The organism is Luteibacter mycovicinus (assembly GCF_000745235.1).
In the GTDB taxonomy this organism is placed as follows: domain Bacteria; phylum Pseudomonadota; class Gammaproteobacteria; order Xanthomonadales; family Rhodanobacteraceae; genus Luteibacter; species Luteibacter mycovicinus.
In genome coordinates, this window is record NZ_JQNL01000001.1 from 3,590,106 (window position 1) to 3,604,596 (window position 14,491).

11 protein-coding genes are annotated in these 14,491 nt (G+C 66.2%); all 11 read left to right on the forward strand.

What is annotated here, in order from left to right:
- The gene (gene tssC, locus FA85_RS15830; protein ID WP_036115055.1) at nucleotides 1-1,494 is read left to right on the forward strand and encodes a type VI secretion system contractile sheath large subunit; all 1,494 of its coding nucleotides are present in this window, start codon (nucleotides 1-3) and stop codon (nucleotides 1,492-1,494) included.
- 45 nt (nucleotides 1,495-1,539) lie between these two features.
- On the forward strand, nucleotides 1,540-2,046 hold the full coding sequence (locus FA85_RS15835) for an Hcp family type VI secretion system effector (RefSeq protein ID WP_036115052.1): 507 nt from the start codon (nucleotides 1,540-1,542) through the stop codon (nucleotides 2,044-2,046).
- A 7-nt stretch (nucleotides 2,047-2,053) separates the two neighbouring features.
- Nucleotides 2,054-2,557: a type VI secretion system baseplate subunit TssE gene (gene tssE / locus FA85_RS15840; RefSeq protein ID WP_036115049.1), complete on the forward strand. Its 504-nt coding sequence runs from the start codon at nucleotides 2,054-2,056 to the stop codon at nucleotides 2,555-2,557.
- 4 nt (nucleotides 2,558-2,561) lie between these two features.
- Nucleotides 2,562-4,427, forward strand: coding sequence for a type VI secretion system baseplate subunit TssF (gene tssF / locus FA85_RS15845; protein WP_036118153.1), 1,866 nt, complete (start codon nucleotides 2,562-2,564; stop codon nucleotides 4,425-4,427).
- Nucleotides 4,391-5,431 carry a type VI secretion system baseplate subunit TssG gene (tssG, locus tag FA85_RS15850; RefSeq protein WP_036115047.1) on the forward strand — a complete coding sequence of 347 codons (1,041 nt, stop codon included), beginning with the start codon at nucleotides 4,391-4,393 and terminating at the stop codon, nucleotides 5,429-5,431. Before tssF ends, tssG begins: the two co-directional genes overlap by 37 nt.
- A complete protein-coding gene (gene tssH / locus FA85_RS15855) occupies nucleotides 5,428-8,199 on the forward strand; it encodes a type VI secretion system ATPase TssH (protein WP_036115044.1) in 2,772 nt (923 codons plus the stop codon). The genes tssG and tssH overlap by 4 nt, the downstream gene beginning before the upstream one ends.
- Before the next feature lie 251 nt (nucleotides 8,200-8,450).
- Nucleotides 8,451-9,044 (forward strand): hypothetical protein, encoded by a 594-nt coding sequence (locus FA85_RS15860; RefSeq protein ID WP_156108785.1) that lies wholly within the window; start codon nucleotides 8,451-8,453, stop codon nucleotides 9,042-9,044.
- Between the two features lie 16 nt (nucleotides 9,045-9,060).
- On the forward strand, nucleotides 9,061-10,617 hold the full coding sequence (locus FA85_RS22450) for a hypothetical protein (RefSeq protein ID WP_239739848.1): 1,557 nt from the start codon (nucleotides 9,061-9,063) through the stop codon (nucleotides 10,615-10,617).
- 4 nt (nucleotides 10,618-10,621) lie between these two features.
- On the forward strand, nucleotides 10,622-12,586 hold the full coding sequence (locus FA85_RS15870; protein WP_036115038.1) for a type VI secretion system Vgr family protein: 1,965 nt from the start codon (nucleotides 10,622-10,624) through the stop codon (nucleotides 12,584-12,586).
- Nucleotides 12,583-13,128, forward strand: coding sequence for a DUF6931 family protein (locus FA85_RS15875; RefSeq protein ID WP_036115036.1), 546 nt, complete (start codon nucleotides 12,583-12,585; stop codon nucleotides 13,126-13,128). Before FA85_RS15870 ends, FA85_RS15875 begins: the two co-directional genes overlap by 4 nt.
- Nucleotides 13,125-14,480: a type VI secretion system-associated FHA domain protein TagH gene (tagH, locus tag FA85_RS15880; protein WP_036115033.1), complete on the forward strand. Its 1,356-nt coding sequence runs from the start codon at nucleotides 13,125-13,127 to the stop codon at nucleotides 14,478-14,480. The genes FA85_RS15875 and tagH overlap by 4 nt, the downstream gene beginning before the upstream one ends.
- The last annotated feature ends 11 nt before the right edge of the window (nucleotides 14,481-14,491 follow it).

Here is a 14,491-nt window from a genome sequence, read left to right on the forward strand (position 1 = left end):
ATGGCGACCACGCAGACCCAGGCCGCCGAGGCCCTCGTCGATACGACTGAAGGCAGCGACTTCTCCGCACTGCTTACCAAGGAATTCCGCCCGAAGAGCGAACGCGCTCGTACCGAGGTGGAGTCCGCAGTGCGTACGCTGGCCGAGCAGGTGCTCGATCGTGCGGATATCGTGTCCGACGATGTCACGCAGACGATCAACGCGTACATCGCCGAGATCGACCGCAAGCTGAGCGAGCAGATCAACCATATTCTTCACCACCCGGACTTCCAGAAACTGGAAGGGGCCTGGCGCGGCCTGCATCACCTGGTGACCAACACCGAGACGGATCCGCAGCTGAAGATCCGTGTGATGAACCTCTCCAAGAACGACCTCGGTCGTACGCTCAAGCGGTACAAGGGCACGGCGTGGGACCAGAGCCCGATCTTCAAGAAGGTGTACGAAGAGGAATACGGCCAGCTGGGCGGTGAGCCGTATGGCTGCCTCATCGGCGATTACTACTTCGACCACGGTCCGCAGGACGTCGAATTGCTGCGCGGCATGGCCCAGGTGGCTGCCGCGTCGCATGCCCCGTTCATCGCCGCCGCCGCGCCGGGCCTGCTCGGTATGGACAGCTGGGGCGAACTCGCCAACCCGCGCGATCTGGCCAAGATCTACTCGACGCCCGACTACGCCGCCTGGCGCTCGCTGCGTGACGGTGAGGATGCGAAATACGTCGCGCTGACCATGCCGCGCACGCTGTCGCGTCTGCCTTACGGCGCCAAGACGGACCCGGTGGAAGAGTTCGATTTCGAAGAAGACACCAGCGGCGCCGACTCGTCGAAGTACACCTGGCAGAACGCCGCGTACGCGATGGGTGTGAACATCAACCGCTCGTTCAAGCAGTACGGCTGGTGCACGCGTATTCGTGGTGTGGAATCGGGCGGTACGGTGGACAACCTCCCGGCGCACGTCTTCCCGACGGACGACGGCGGCGTGGACATGAAGTGCCCGACCGAGATCGCGATCACCGATCGTCGCTCGGCGGAGCTGGACAAGATGGGCCTCATGCCTGTCGTGCACCGCAAGAACTCCGACATGGCCGCCTTCATCGGTGCGCAGTCGCTGGCGCGTCCGGAGGAGTACGACGATCCGGATGCCACGGCCAACGCGGCGCTCAGCGCACGCCTGCCGTACATGTTCGCCTGCTCGCGCTTCGCGCATTACCTGAAGTGCATCGTGCGGGACAAGATCGGTTCGTTCAGCACGCGTGAGCAGATGCAGGACTGGCTAACCCGCTGGGTCCTCAACTACGTCGATGGCGACCCGATCAACTCCAACGAAGAGACCAAGGCGCGCAAGCCGCTCGCCGCGGCACAGGTAGTAGTCGAGGAAGTGGAAGGTAACCCCGGTTACTACACCTCCAAGTTCTACCTCAAGCCGCACTACCAGCTGGAAGGCCTCACCGTCTCCCTGCGTCTGGTGGCACGCCTGCCGTCCGGCAAGACCGGCTGACCCTGAGTCTCTCCCTCTTCACGCGACACACAAGGAAAAGCGTTCATGGCATTCGACATGCACATCAAGTTCGGCCCCGGTCAGGTCAAGATCGAGGGCGCGTCCAACCACGCCAAGCATAAGGATCAGGTGCCGATCATCGCCTGGTCGTGGGGCGCCAGCAACGCCGGCAACCTGCACACCGGTGCGGGCTACGCGTCCGGCGGTAAGGCCAACGTGCAGGACATCGTGATCACCAAGTACGTCGACTCGTGCTCCAACGCGCTGCTCAACGCGGTGTGCACCGGTGCGCGCGTCGACAGCGCCACGCTGTACGTCACCAACGCCACGGGTGAGCAGACCGACTTCGTCACCATCGAACTCACCGAGGGCGTGATGATCACCTCGGTATCCACCGGCGGTAGCGGCGGCGACGAGCGTCTGACCGAGAACGTCACGCTGCACTTCGGCAAGTTCAAGTACTCGTTCCAGCCGCAGGACGACAAGGGCAAGGCGACGGGCGGTACCAAGGACTTCACGTACGACATGCAGCAGGTGAAGGGTCAGGCCTGATCGCCGCATGGCCGAGCTGACCAACCAGGAGCGTCTCCAGCCGTCGTTGCTGGATCGCCTGCGCGACGACGAGCCACACGTCGCGCAGGAGAGCCGGGAAAAGCGTGTCATGACCGCGGCACGCCTGCGCGAGTACGTGGTGCGCGACCTGGCCTGGTTGTTCAACTGCACGCGGCACTGGTCGTCCGAGGAACTGGCCGGGCTGCCGTACGTCGAGGCTTCCGTTCTCGACTACGGCATCCCGGATCTCACCGGGGCGGCCATCGCGGGCATGGATATCGAGGTACTTCGCCAGCGCATCCGCGCCGCGATCGCCACGTTCGAGCCCCGGCTCGATCCGGCCACGCTGCATGTCGATGTGCATGCCGACACCGCGCGGATGGACCGCCTGACGCTGTCCTTCAGCATCGAGTCGACGATGTGGGCGCAACCGTTGCCCCTCAACCTTTACCTGAAGACCGAGGTCGATCTGGAAACCGCGCGTTTCAGTGTTTTCGACGGCCTCGGCTGAGATCATGGACCCCCGACTTCTCCGCTACTACAGCCAGGAACTCCAGCACGTCCGCGAGACGGGTGCGGAGTTTGCCAGCGCCTATCCCAAGATCGCCGGCCGCCTTGGCATGGAGGGGATGGAGTGTGCGGATCCTTATGTGGAACGTCTGCTCGAAGGCTTCGCGTTTCTCTCCGCGCGCGTGCAGATGAAACTCGACGCGCAGCACCCGGTGTTTACCCAGCACTTGCTGCGCATGCTGTACCCGCAATACCTGGCACCGGTGCCCTCGATGGCGGTGGTCGAGATGACGCCGGACCATACCGAGAGCGTGCCGGGCGAAGGGCATCGGGTGCCACGTGGCACCGCGCTGCGCAGCCAGATCGGCTTTGGCGAGCGCACCGCCTGCGAATACCGCACGGCTCATCCGGTCACGCTGCTGCCGCTTTCGCTGAGTGACGCCCGTTACTTCTCGACGCCCGCGGCGATCGCCGCGGCGGGCCTCGCCGTTCCGGCGGGCAAACAGCCCCGCGCGGCCCTGCGCCTGCGCTTCTCATTGAGCCCGGGGGTGACTCTGGATGCCTTGTCATGCGACGAACTGCCCGTGTTCTTCGCGGGGTCCGGCGATCTGGCGAGTCTGCTTCACGAGCAGGTACTGGGTAACGGCATCGGTTTTTCCGTCGTGGCCGGCGAGCACATCCGGCATCTCGAGCCGTCGCAGATCGAAGCGCGCGGCTTCAGCGACGGCGAAGCCCTGCTGCCGCTGAGCGACCGTTCGTTCAGCGGTTACCGCTTGCTGCAGGAATATTTCGCCTGTCCGCAGCGCTTTCAGTTTGCGGCGTTCACGGGGCTTCGCCGGGCACTGCCTCGCTCCACGGGCCATACCTTCGACATCGTCGTCTGGCTGGATCGCGCGGTCGCAAGACTGGACAACGCGGTGGACGCTTCCTATGTGCGCCTGCACTGCACGCCGGCCATCAACCTTTTCCCGCGCCGCTCGGATCGCATCCATCTGCGTGAGGGGGCGGCGGAGTACCACGTGCTGGCCGACCGAACGCGCCCCATGGATTTCGAGGTGGTGGATGTCGAGGATGTACAGGGCTTCGGTGACAGCCAGGATCCCGAGCAGACGTTTTTCCCGTTTTACGGCGGCAACGCGCGCACGTGGCACCAGCCGGCGTCCGCGTTCTACACGCTGAGGCGCGAACCACGCGTTTCCTCGCAGCGGCAACGCCGCGACGGGCCGCGTTCGAGCTACGTCGGCGGCGAAGTGTTCCTTTCGCTGGTGGACGGGCGCGAGGCGCCGTACGCGAGCAGCCTGCGTCAGCTGGGCATGCGGCTGCTGTGCAGTAACCGCGACCTGCCGCTGCACATGCCGGTGGGGAAGGGCGCGACCGATTTTCTGCTCGATACGGATGCGCCGGTCCGGTCGATCCGTTGTGTCGCGGGCCCGACGCGTCCGCGTGCGGCGATGGCCGAAGGGCAGGCGGCCTGGAAGGTCATCAGTCATCTGCAGCTCAACTATCTGTCGTTGCTGGAGCACAGTGACGGCGCCGCCGCCCTTCGCGAGATGCTGTCGCTCTACAGCGACGAGTACGACGCCGCCTCACGACGTTTGATCGAAGGCGTGCGCGACGTACGCTCGGCACCGATCGTGCGTCGCCTGCCGATTCCCGGTCCGGTGACGTATGGCCGCGGACTCCAGATCACGCTCACCTGCGAGGACCGCGCCTTCGAGGGAACGGGTACCTACCTGTTCGGGTCGGTCATGCAGCACTTCTTCGCCCGGTACGTCTCGCTGAACTCGTTCACCGAGACCGTGCTGCACACCCACGAACGCAACGAGGTGGCCCGGTGGACGGCTCGCTCCGGCACGCGCCCGATCCTCTGACGCTCTTCGAAGCGTTGCGCGGGGACCCGTCGTCGTTCGACTGGTTCGAAGCGCTGCGCCGCGTGGAGTGTGTGCACGCCGACCGCCCGCGGCTGGGTCGCTCCGTGCGACCGGCGGACGATCCGGTGCGTCTGGCGCACACCCCGTCGCTCGACTTCGCACCCCGTTCGATCGACCGCGTGGAAATCGCGGCCGGACGCCCGCCGCGTATTCACAGCCTGATGCTGGGGCTGTGGGGCCCCAACGGCGCGCTGCCATTGCATCTGACTGAGTACACGCTGGAACGCGAGCGTGTGGCACGCGACGGTACGTTTACCGCCTTCGCCGACGTCTTCCATCACCGCATGCTGAGCTTGTTCTACCGGGCCTGGGCGGACTCGCAACCGACCGTGCAGATGGATCGTCCCGATGAGGACGCCTTTGCGCATTTCCTCGGCGCGCTGGTGGGCATCGACAGCCCGGCGCTGGCCGGACGCGATGCTCTGCCGGATCGCTTCAAGCGCTATATGGCCGGCCGCGTGCTCAGCCAGGCCCGCAATGCCGAAGGGCTTACGGCCTTTCTCGGCGCGTTCTTCGAGGTGCCGGTCCACGTGGAGGAGTTCGCCGTGGCGTGGCTCACGCTGCCGGACGAGGGTCGCCTGCGCATGGGCGTCGCGATGGCCGGGATGGGCACCACGGCCGTGCTGGGCGAGCGGGTGCGTGACGCGCAGCACCGGATTCGCCTGCGCCTGGGGCCGATGCGTTTCGCCGATTACCGCCGTTTCCTCCCGGGCGGCGACGCACTGGACGAGCTGATCGCCGCGCTGCGCTTCTACGCGGGCGACGCCGTCGACTGGGATGCGCAACTGGTCCTGCGCCGTGAAGAAGTACCGCTCACTCACATGGGGCGCGCGGGTCGTCTCGGCATGTCGTCGTGGATGGGTCGCTTCGCCGGCCCCGGCGATGCCGGGGACCTCGTCGTGCAACCCATGACTCTGCCGAATCGATCGAGGAAACCATCGTGACCGACATTCGTCGTACCGCCCTGTTCGGAAAGCTCAACAGCGTGGCGTACAAGACCATTGAAAGCGCGACCGTGGCCTGCCGGTTGCGCGGCCATCGCGACGTCGAGCTGGTCCACTGGCTGCAGCAGATCCTGGGACTGGGGGATTCGGATCTTCATCGTCTCATTCGTCATGCCGGCATCGATCCGTCGCGTCTCGCGCGTGATGTCACCGAAGCGCTGGACCGGCTGCCGGGTGGCGCGTCGTCCGTCAGCGACCTGTCGGCGGACATCGAGGAAGCGGTGGAACGCGGCTGGGTCTACGCGACGCTCAGCTTCGGCGAATCACAGGTGCGCACCGGCTACCTCATGGCGGGCATCGTGCGTACGCGGCGCCTGCGGCACGTGCTGATGGATATCTCTAAAGAGTTCGCCAAGATCCGCGTGGAGGGACTGGTCGAGGACCTTCCCGCGATGATCGCCGGCTCGCCGGAAGAGCGTCTCGGCGCGACCGATGGGTTTCGCATGGGCGACGGTGCCGCCGATTCAGGCGACACACCCGCGCCGGCGGCGATGGGGAAGCGCGACGCGCTGAAGCGCTATACCGTCGATCTCACGGCACAGGCCCGCGAGGGCAGGATCGATCCGGTCGTCGGTCGTGACGACGAGATTCGCCAGGTTGTCGATATCCTCATGCGCCGCCGGCAGAACAATCCGATGCTGGTGGGCGAGGCTGGCGTCGGCAAGACGGCCGTCGTCGAAGGCTTCGCACAGCGCATCGTCGCGGGCGACGTGCCACCGTCATTGCGCGAGGTGGAACTGCGCGTGCTCGACGTCGGCCTGCTGCAGGCCGGTGCAAGCATGAAAGGCGAGTTCGAAAGCCGACTGCGACAGGTCATCGACGAGGTGCAGGCTTCCGCGACCCCGGTGATCCTGTTCATCGACGAAGCGCATACGCTGGTCGGTGCCGGTGGCGCCGCGGGTACCGGCGATGCCGCCAACCTGCTCAAGCCAGCGCTCGCGCGTGGCAGCTTGCGCACGATCGGTGCCACGACCTGGGCGGAATACAAGAAACACATCGAGAAGGATCCCGCACTGACCCGGCGCTTCCAGACGGTGCAAGTCGGTGAGCCGGATGAAGCGAAAGCGGTGCTGATGCTGCGCACCGTGGCGGGCGTGATGGAGACGCACCACGGTGTGCAGGTGCTGGACGAGGCGATCGAGGCGGCGGTCCGGTTGTCCCACCGTTACATTCCCGCACGCCAGCTGCCCGACAAGGCGGTGAGTCTGCTCGATACGGCCTGCGCCCGCGTCGCCGTGAGTCACCATGCGGTTCCTGCGCGGGTGGCCGATAGCCGCCGTCGTATCGAGGCGCTGGAAGTGGAGCGCGAGATCGTCCGACGTGAGCAAGCGGTGGGCATCGATGTGACGGAGCGGCAGGCGGCCGTCGATGCCGCGCTGTCGACCGAGACGTCCCGGCAGACGGGACTCGAGGCGGCGTGGCACGAGGAACGCCGGCTGGTCGAGGAAATCCTGGCACTGCGCGCCCGGCTGCGTGGGACGGGCGAACCCGTGGAAGGCACCGGTACGCCGCTGGAACGGGCGGCGCGGGAAGAAGCCGCAGCGATCGTTGTCGATGACGACGGACGTGACGCGGTCCTCGCCGAGTTGCGCGCCCTGCAGGCGACGCTGGCGGAACGGCAAGGCGAGAACCCCATGATCCTGCCGGCGGTCGATCAGCAGGCCGTCGCGGCGGTCGTCGCCGACTGGACCGGCATCCCCGTGGGTCGCATGGTCCGCAGCGAACTCGAGACGGTGATGAACCTCGCGTCGCTGATGGGACAGCGCGTCATCGGTCAGGACCATGCCATGGAGATGATCGCCCGGCGCGTGCAGACCTCGCGTGCGGGCCTGGACAATCCCGGTAAACCGATCGGCGTGTTCCTCCTGGCGGGAACCTCCGGTGTCGGCAAGACCGAAACCGCGCTGGCGCTGGCCGAAACCCTTTACGGCGGCGAGCACAACCTGATCACCATCAACATGAGCGAGTTTCAGGAGGCACACACGGTCTCCACGCTCAAGGGCGCGCCTCCCGGCTACGTCGGTTACGGCGAAGGCGGCGTGCTCACGGAAGCGGTAAGGCGCCGGCCCTATTCGGTGGTGTTGCTCGACGAAGTCGAGAAGGCGCATCCGGACGTGCACGAGCTGTTCTTCCAGGTGTTCGATAAAGGCGTGATGGAAGACGGCGAAGGCCGCCGCATCGACTTCCGCAATACGCTGATTCTTCTTACGACCAATGCCGGTACGGAGACGATCGAGCGCCTTTGCGCGGACACCTCACGCGTGCCGGAGGTCGAGGCGATGGCCACGGCCCTGCGCGCGCCGCTGCTCGATGTGTTCCCGCCCGCGTTACTGGGGCGCCTCGTCGCCGTGCCGTACTACCCGCTGAGTCGGCGCATGCTTGGGGAAATCGTGCGGTTGCAGGTGGCGCGGATCAAACGCCGCGTCGAGGAACGTTATCGCGTGCCTTTCGAGTGCACGGAAGCGGCGACCGCGCTGGTCGTCAGTCGCTGCACGGAAAGCGAGAGCGGTGGCCGCATGATCGACGCCATCCTGACCAACACGATGCTGCCTGAAATCAGCCGCGAGCTGCTGATGCGCACGATCGGTGGCGAACCTGTGGGCCGTGTCGTCGTGGACGCCGGGCACGACGGTTTTGTCTATAGATTCGACGCGGTCACGGCCGACGCAGCCGCCGACGCATCGTTGGCGACGACGGAGGCCGCATGACAGCCTGTCTTTCGGGTCGCGGGTTCTGTCAGGGTCCAGCGAGCACCGGGCACCGGTGCCTCGACTGCCAGAAGGCGGCGCTTGCGCCGCGGCCCGTCGGCGGTCCGGCATCCGTAACGAATGCGACCATCCGCCCCGCGATCACCCCGGCTGCTGTGCCTGCGGCCGTCACACCCGCTGCGCCGCCCCCGCGTGCAGGCACCCCCGCACCGGTCGGTGGCCCTGGTGCCACCGGTAGGCCCGCGCCCGTCATGCCGCCAGCCAGTGTGGCTCCGGAAGGGGGGAGCGACGCGCCACGGGTGGTCTATCGCGGCGACTCACGTCTGTTGACGGACCTGCCGCGTGGCTTCGAGGCACGGGTGCCGCTGGAACTGGAAGCGGCGCGCGATTTCATACGCCTCTATACGGGTGTGAAGCAGCTGAAAGACTGCGCATTCGCCGAGGACGTCAGGAAGCGCCGGATCACTCTCGAGAGTGACAGTCCCACCGCCGTGCATACGCCGGTCGATCTGGTCCGGCTGATCATTGCGAGCCGGATTCCGGGTCCGGCCGTTTCGACCGACCCCGACGTCGCCTGTGGCGGTTACGCCGGCGGGCGGCAGATCTACCGCATCGACACGAGCCATCTGCGCGTGGTGCCCTGGAGCGAAGCGGTGCCCGGCATGGCGCAGCGGCAGACGTCGTTCTGGCCTCAGCTCCTGCTCGACCGGGACGCCCGTTCGCTCGACGACGCGACGACGATCGCCGTGTGGAACGTTAAGACAGGTGGCACCCGCGAGGTCATGTTCCTCACACCCATCCCGCGCGACACGATTGCGACGCACACCTCCGCCACGGACGCTTGACTCCAAGGAACCCGACATGCCGGATCTCTACACCAGTCTTCCCAAGCTGCCCTTCACGTATCAGCAATGGTTGCAGCAGACCTCGAAGACGCTGCGTCCCCGCAGTCCGCGACAGGTCGCGCTGGATATCCTGGTCGACGCCTATATCCGCACGCCCAGCGGAAACAACCTGCGTTACCTGAAAAACGGTTTCAGGAACTGGTGTGAAGCGCAGGGCGCCGGCGACGCGTGGATGAAGGCGAAGCGCAACGACCCCGCCAGCCTGCCGTACGTTTCACTCAACGCGGCGCTCAACAAGGACGGCGATACCGATGCCGCGCTCAACGTGCCGTCCTTCATGCAGGCGGACCTGGTGAGTACGCGTCTGGGCCTGCTGTACATGTTCGGTCGGCTCGAATGCGACAGGGACTATTTCAAGATCGTCACCACCGGCGTACTGGACATGGCCGGCGCAGGCCTGGACTACGGTAACGACGTCGGTAGCGACGGTGCCAAGGAAGTCATCGGCAACGTGAAGACCGGCATGGGTGTGGTCCGTCCCGGATTCGACAGCGCCGCCGAACGCCTCGACGACGCCCGGAAAGGAAGCGCGACGCGCAGGACGTTGCCAAGCGGCAGTCGCGATGTGGGCATCATGGAGATGGAGCAGATGCGCACGGTCGACGCGCGCCGCCTGCTGGGCGCGCCCAAGCCGTCGCTCAATCCCAACGACAAGCGGACCAGCGACGCTCTGTACGAGCAGTTCCGTCGTGCGTGGGAGTTCACCGTTGGCGTGTGGGATGAGCACGCGGGATCCGCCCTGCGGCAGCTTTGCGACTTTCTCACCGGGCGCTATCTGTCGGAGGCGATCGCCGGCACCATCGGCGGGTCGTTCGGGGTGGCGTCCAATCTGATCAAGCTCATCGAATCCAGCTTCGAGCGTTATCGCGTCTGGGCAACGGGTAAGAAAACGCAGGTCTTGCTGGGCACGCCTACCGCGATCGTGGATGGCATCAAGCGTGCGATCGACCTGGCCGTGGCCAGCGACCTCTACGCGACCCTCAAGAGCGGCGCGCAGCTGGGCATGCAGATTGCCTCGGTCGGCGCGTCCACCCTGGTCAACCTGGTCAGCTCCATCATCGAGATCCTGATCAAGACCGCATGGCGCTTGTTCGAGATCCACCGCCTGCGCAAGTTCTTCGCCGAAGCGCAGCAGAAGTGGGAAAGCCGCGATACCGAGCAGCTGCATACGCATCCCATCGCCTTCAATCGCTGGTTCCGCGGCTACGCGCTCGGCACGCCGATGATCGCCGCCCTCGCGCTGAACAGCGGCATCTGCAACAAGATGCACTTTCTGCAGATGTTCCCCGACGGCAAGGCACCGATCAACCAGGCACAGTACGACGCGGGTGCCGTGCACATCGCCGGCCTGAAGAACTGGAGCTCGAGTTACATCGAGGAATCCGGCTATCACCTGCACAGCACCGACGGCCTGATCATGGAATGGATCAAGCCGAGCCAGCGCGAGGCCGAAACGTCGGTGCGTCGCCACTTGCTGAATCCGATCCTCGGCTTCTTCGAGGGAGGCGGCTGAATTCATGGCGCACGCGATCACGCTGAAGTCCAGCCTGGGCAAGACGTTGCTCTTCGCCAACATGACGGCCGGGGAAGAGCTCGGCCGCCTGTTTTCGTGGGAGCTGGAAGCGATCAGCAAGGATCCCGGCGTGGACCTGCGCGCGCTTCTGGGGACGTCGATGACGGTCACAGTGACGACGCCCCAGGGCTACGTGCGCTACTTCAACGGCATCGTATCGGAAGCGGCGCAGGGTGCCTTCATCAACATCGATAACGTGCGCTACGCGGTATATACGTTCACCCTGGTGCCCAGGCCGTGGCTGCTGCGCAACACGTCCGACTGCCGTATCTACAAGAACAAGACGGTACCGCAGATCGTCCGCGACGTGCTCTCGGAGTTCGGCTATGGCGACGTGCGGCTGAGCCTCAGTGCGAATTACCCGGCCCGCGAGTACTGCGTGCAGTACCGGGAGAGCTACTTCGACTTCATCAGCCGGCTGATGGAGCAGGAGGGCATCTATTATTTCTTCACCCACACCAGCGGCGCGCACACCATGGTGCTTGCCGATGCGCTCGGTGCGCACACCACGGTGCCGGGCTTCGAAACCATTCCTTACGCACCACCTACCGAGCGCGGCCACCGGATGAAGTCGTCGATCAGCGACTGGACATCCGCCCGTTCGGTCAATCCCACCCGTGTCCGTCTGGACGACTACGATTACCAGCGACCGCGACTCTCGCTGCTGGCCAATGAGCAGGTCAGCGACAGTGCCGACACTCACAATGTTTCGGGGCTGGAGATCTACGACTATCCCTACGGTTCCGTGGGCTACGCGCAGAAGAATGCCGACGGCCAGCGATTCGCCCAGGTGCGCGCCGATGCGCTCAGCGTGCCGCAGGCGACCTCGTCGGGATTCACGGATGCGGTGGGTCTGGCCACGGGCGCGCTGTTCCGCCTGAAGGACTTTCCGCTGGCCCAGGCCAATCAGGAATACCTCGTGATCGGCGCCACGACGCGTCTGGTGGAGGTCGATTACCAGGGCGGCGGCGTCGAACCGGACAAGGACGAGTCGCCGTTCGCCTGCCATTTCCGCGTGATCCGCAGTCGCCAGCCGTTTCGTTCCGCGCAGGTCACGCCGCGCCCTTCCATTGCCGGCGTACAGACCGCCGTGGTGTATGGCCAGACCGATGAGGACATCGAGGTCGACAGCCAGGGGCGCGTGCAGGTCACCTTCTTCTGGAACGCGCCGTCCAAGCCGAAGGCGGATCAGTCGTGTCCGGTCCGCGTCGCGTCGGGCTGGGCCGGCAAGCGCTGGGGTGCGCAGTTCATCCCGCGTGTCGGCCAGGAGGTGGTGGTGGGCTTCCATGAAGGCGACCCCGACCGGCCGTTGCTTCTGGGCAGCGTGTACAACCAGGAGCATATGCCGCCTTACGCGCTGCCCGGGGACAAGACGCGCAGCGGCGTGGTCAGCCGGAGTCTGCGCGGGGCGGCGGGGGAGGCCAACGAGATTCGCTTCGAGGATCGCAAGGGCGCCGAGGAACTGCTGTTTCACGCGCAGCGCGACCTGCGGCACGAGGCCGAGAACGACCACTTTTCGACGATCGATCGCGACGAGACCGAAGAAGTCAAACGCGACCGTTCGCACGAAGTCGGTCGCGACGACACGCTGAAGGTCGGTCGCCGTCTGCGTATCGAGGCGGGCGAAGAGATCGAACTGGTCACCGGCCTGGCGCGCATCGTGATGAAGCGGACCGGCGAGATCCAGATCGTCGGCAGCACACTGCGAGTCAACGCCATGGCGGCGATCAATCTGATGTCCGGCGGCGCGACGTCTCTCACGTCCGGCGCGGCAGTCTCGGTGACGGCCGGCGCCACGGTGACGATCAATGCGACCGCGGCGATCGCGGTCACCTCGGGTGCCGCGCTGATGCTTTCTTCCACGCTGGGACCGGCCGTGCTGAAAGGCATGCCGCCGCTGCTGCTATGAACGGCCCGTCCCTCACGATCGGAAACGCCGCGCGGGAGATGGGTCTCGATTCCTCGTTGCTGCCGTTGCTGCGCGACGACATGAGCGAGCGCGCCGCGGTCCGGACGCTGCTTGCGCATGGCGACGTTCCCGCCGCGCTCCGCCTCGCGATGCGCCTCATGCCCCGCGGCTACGTCGTGCCATGGCTGTGCCAGTGCGTGCGCGACAGCGCGCCCGATGACGCCACACGCGAGGGTCTGACGCTGGCCCAGGCATGGCTCGATGAGCGCAGCGAGACACGTCGCCGCGCCGCACTGGCCTATGCGGCGGCCTGCCACTACGTCGGGGCCGGTGCGCTGATCGCGGCCAGTGCGGGCTGGTCGGAGGGCTTCCTGCTCGATGGAGAGGGCAGGGACGTGGCGCCTGTCGCCGTACCCCTGATGGCCGTGGTCGCGGCGGCCGCGCTCCTGACCCTGGCTTCGTCGTCTCCCGATTTCGATGTCCATTGCCGCGCGTTCGTCGGCTCGGCGATGGAGCTGCTACCACCGGAGGATTTCGCATGAACCGTTCCACCGGACCGAGCCTCGTGCTCTCCATCCTGGGCGACCACGCGGGCGACATCGCCGAGCGCACCTCCGTACGTGCCGAGGCTCACGATCTGAGCATCGGCCGCGCCGAACATTGCGACTGGGTCTTGCAGGCGCAGGGTGTCTCCCGTCAGCACGCCTTCGTCCGCCATCTCAACGGGCTGTATTTCATCGAGGACCGCAGCACCAACGGCATGCTGTTGAACGGCGCGCCGTTGCGCGGTGGCGAGCCGGTATCGCTCGGCGACGGCGACCGCCTCCAGCTGGACACCTTCGAGATTCTCGTGGCGCTGGAGTCAACCGTCGACGAGCAGGCGACGGCGCGACGCGAGCACGACCGCAGCCTGCAGACGCTTCGTGTGCCGCACACGTCGCCGGCATATCACGACTCGCCGTTGCCGCTGGGCACGGCGCCATCGCTGATCACCGGTGATGCCCACGGCGGGTCGTCGCTGATTCCCGGGACCGCCGCGGCACCGCTGGACCCGATGGCGTGGTTCCAGACCGTGATGCCCGTGGTGGATCATGCGCCGGCCGCCGTCGAGGCTTCCGGGCACTGGAACCATGCATCGCCGATGACGGACCGCTTCGATGCACCCACGGTCGATGCGGACCCACCGCGCGTGGCACCCGTGCTGCCCGAGCACTGGGACCGCACCCGAAGCCTGTTCCAGATGCCCCCCGACGACGCGACGGCCGAAGCGCCCATGGCAGCAGCACCCGCCGAACCCCCAGCCCCCCCTGTAGGAGCGCGCCCCGCGCGCGACCCGAACGCCGATCCCGTTCCATCCGTCCCCGCTCCAACCCCGCCACCACCCAGCCCCACCACCGGCATCGAACCCCTTTTCGCCCTCGTCCTCGACGGCGTCATGGACGTTCTGCGCGCACGCGCCGAACTGAAGAACGGGTTCCGCCTCCCCGCGACCCTGATTCAGCGACGCGAGAACAACCCGCTGAAGTTCGCCCCCACCGGCACCGAAGCCTTGGCACGTGTGCTCGCCGCGCCCAACGAGGCCTTTCTCTCCGGCGAGGCGGCGATCGTCGACGCCATGGACGACATCCGCGAACACCAGGTGGCCTTGCTCGCGGGCGTGAGGGCCGCCTTCGACGATCTGATCGCGCAGTTCGACCCGGCGCGTTTCGAAGAGGGGGACACGCGCCGCTCCCGGTTTGGTTTTGCGCCGGCCAGCGGCCCGTGGGAACGCTACCGCGCGCATTTTCAGAAGCTGGCCACCGACCCCGAAGAACGTTTCCGTCGCCTGTTCGGTGACGAATTCGCCCGCGCCTATGAAGACCAGCTCGTGCGCGCCAAGCGCGACAACCGCTGACCGGAACCGAC

What these genes read in the sequence shown, in the direction of transcription:
- tssC (WP_036115055.1), top strand. Translation starts at nt 1, where the DNA reads ATGGCGACCACGCAGACCCAGGCCGCCGAGGCCCTCGTCGATACGACT.
- FA85_RS15835 (WP_036115052.1), top strand. Translation starts at nt 1,540, where the DNA reads ATGGCATTCGACATGCACATCAAGTTCGGCCCCGGTCAGGTCAAGATC.
- tssE (WP_036115049.1), top strand. Translation starts at nt 2,054, where the DNA reads ATGGCCGAGCTGACCAACCAGGAGCGTCTCCAGCCGTCGTTGCTGGAT.
- tssF (WP_036118153.1), top strand. Translation starts at nt 2,562, where the DNA reads ATGGACCCCCGACTTCTCCGCTACTACAGCCAGGAACTCCAGCACGTC.
- FA85_RS15860 (WP_156108785.1), top strand. Translation starts at nt 8,451, where the DNA reads ATGCCGCCAGCCAGTGTGGCTCCGGAAGGGGGGAGCGACGCGCCACGG.
- FA85_RS22450 (WP_239739848.1), top strand. Translation starts at nt 9,061, where the DNA reads ATGCCGGATCTCTACACCAGTCTTCCCAAGCTGCCCTTCACGTATCAG.
- FA85_RS15870 (WP_036115038.1), top strand. Translation starts at nt 10,622, where the DNA reads ATGGCGCACGCGATCACGCTGAAGTCCAGCCTGGGCAAGACGTTGCTC.
- FA85_RS15875 (WP_036115036.1), top strand. Translation starts at nt 12,583, where the DNA reads ATGAACGGCCCGTCCCTCACGATCGGAAACGCCGCGCGGGAGATGGGT.
- tagH (WP_036115033.1), top strand. Translation starts at nt 13,125, where the DNA reads ATGAACCGTTCCACCGGACCGAGCCTCGTGCTCTCCATCCTGGGCGAC.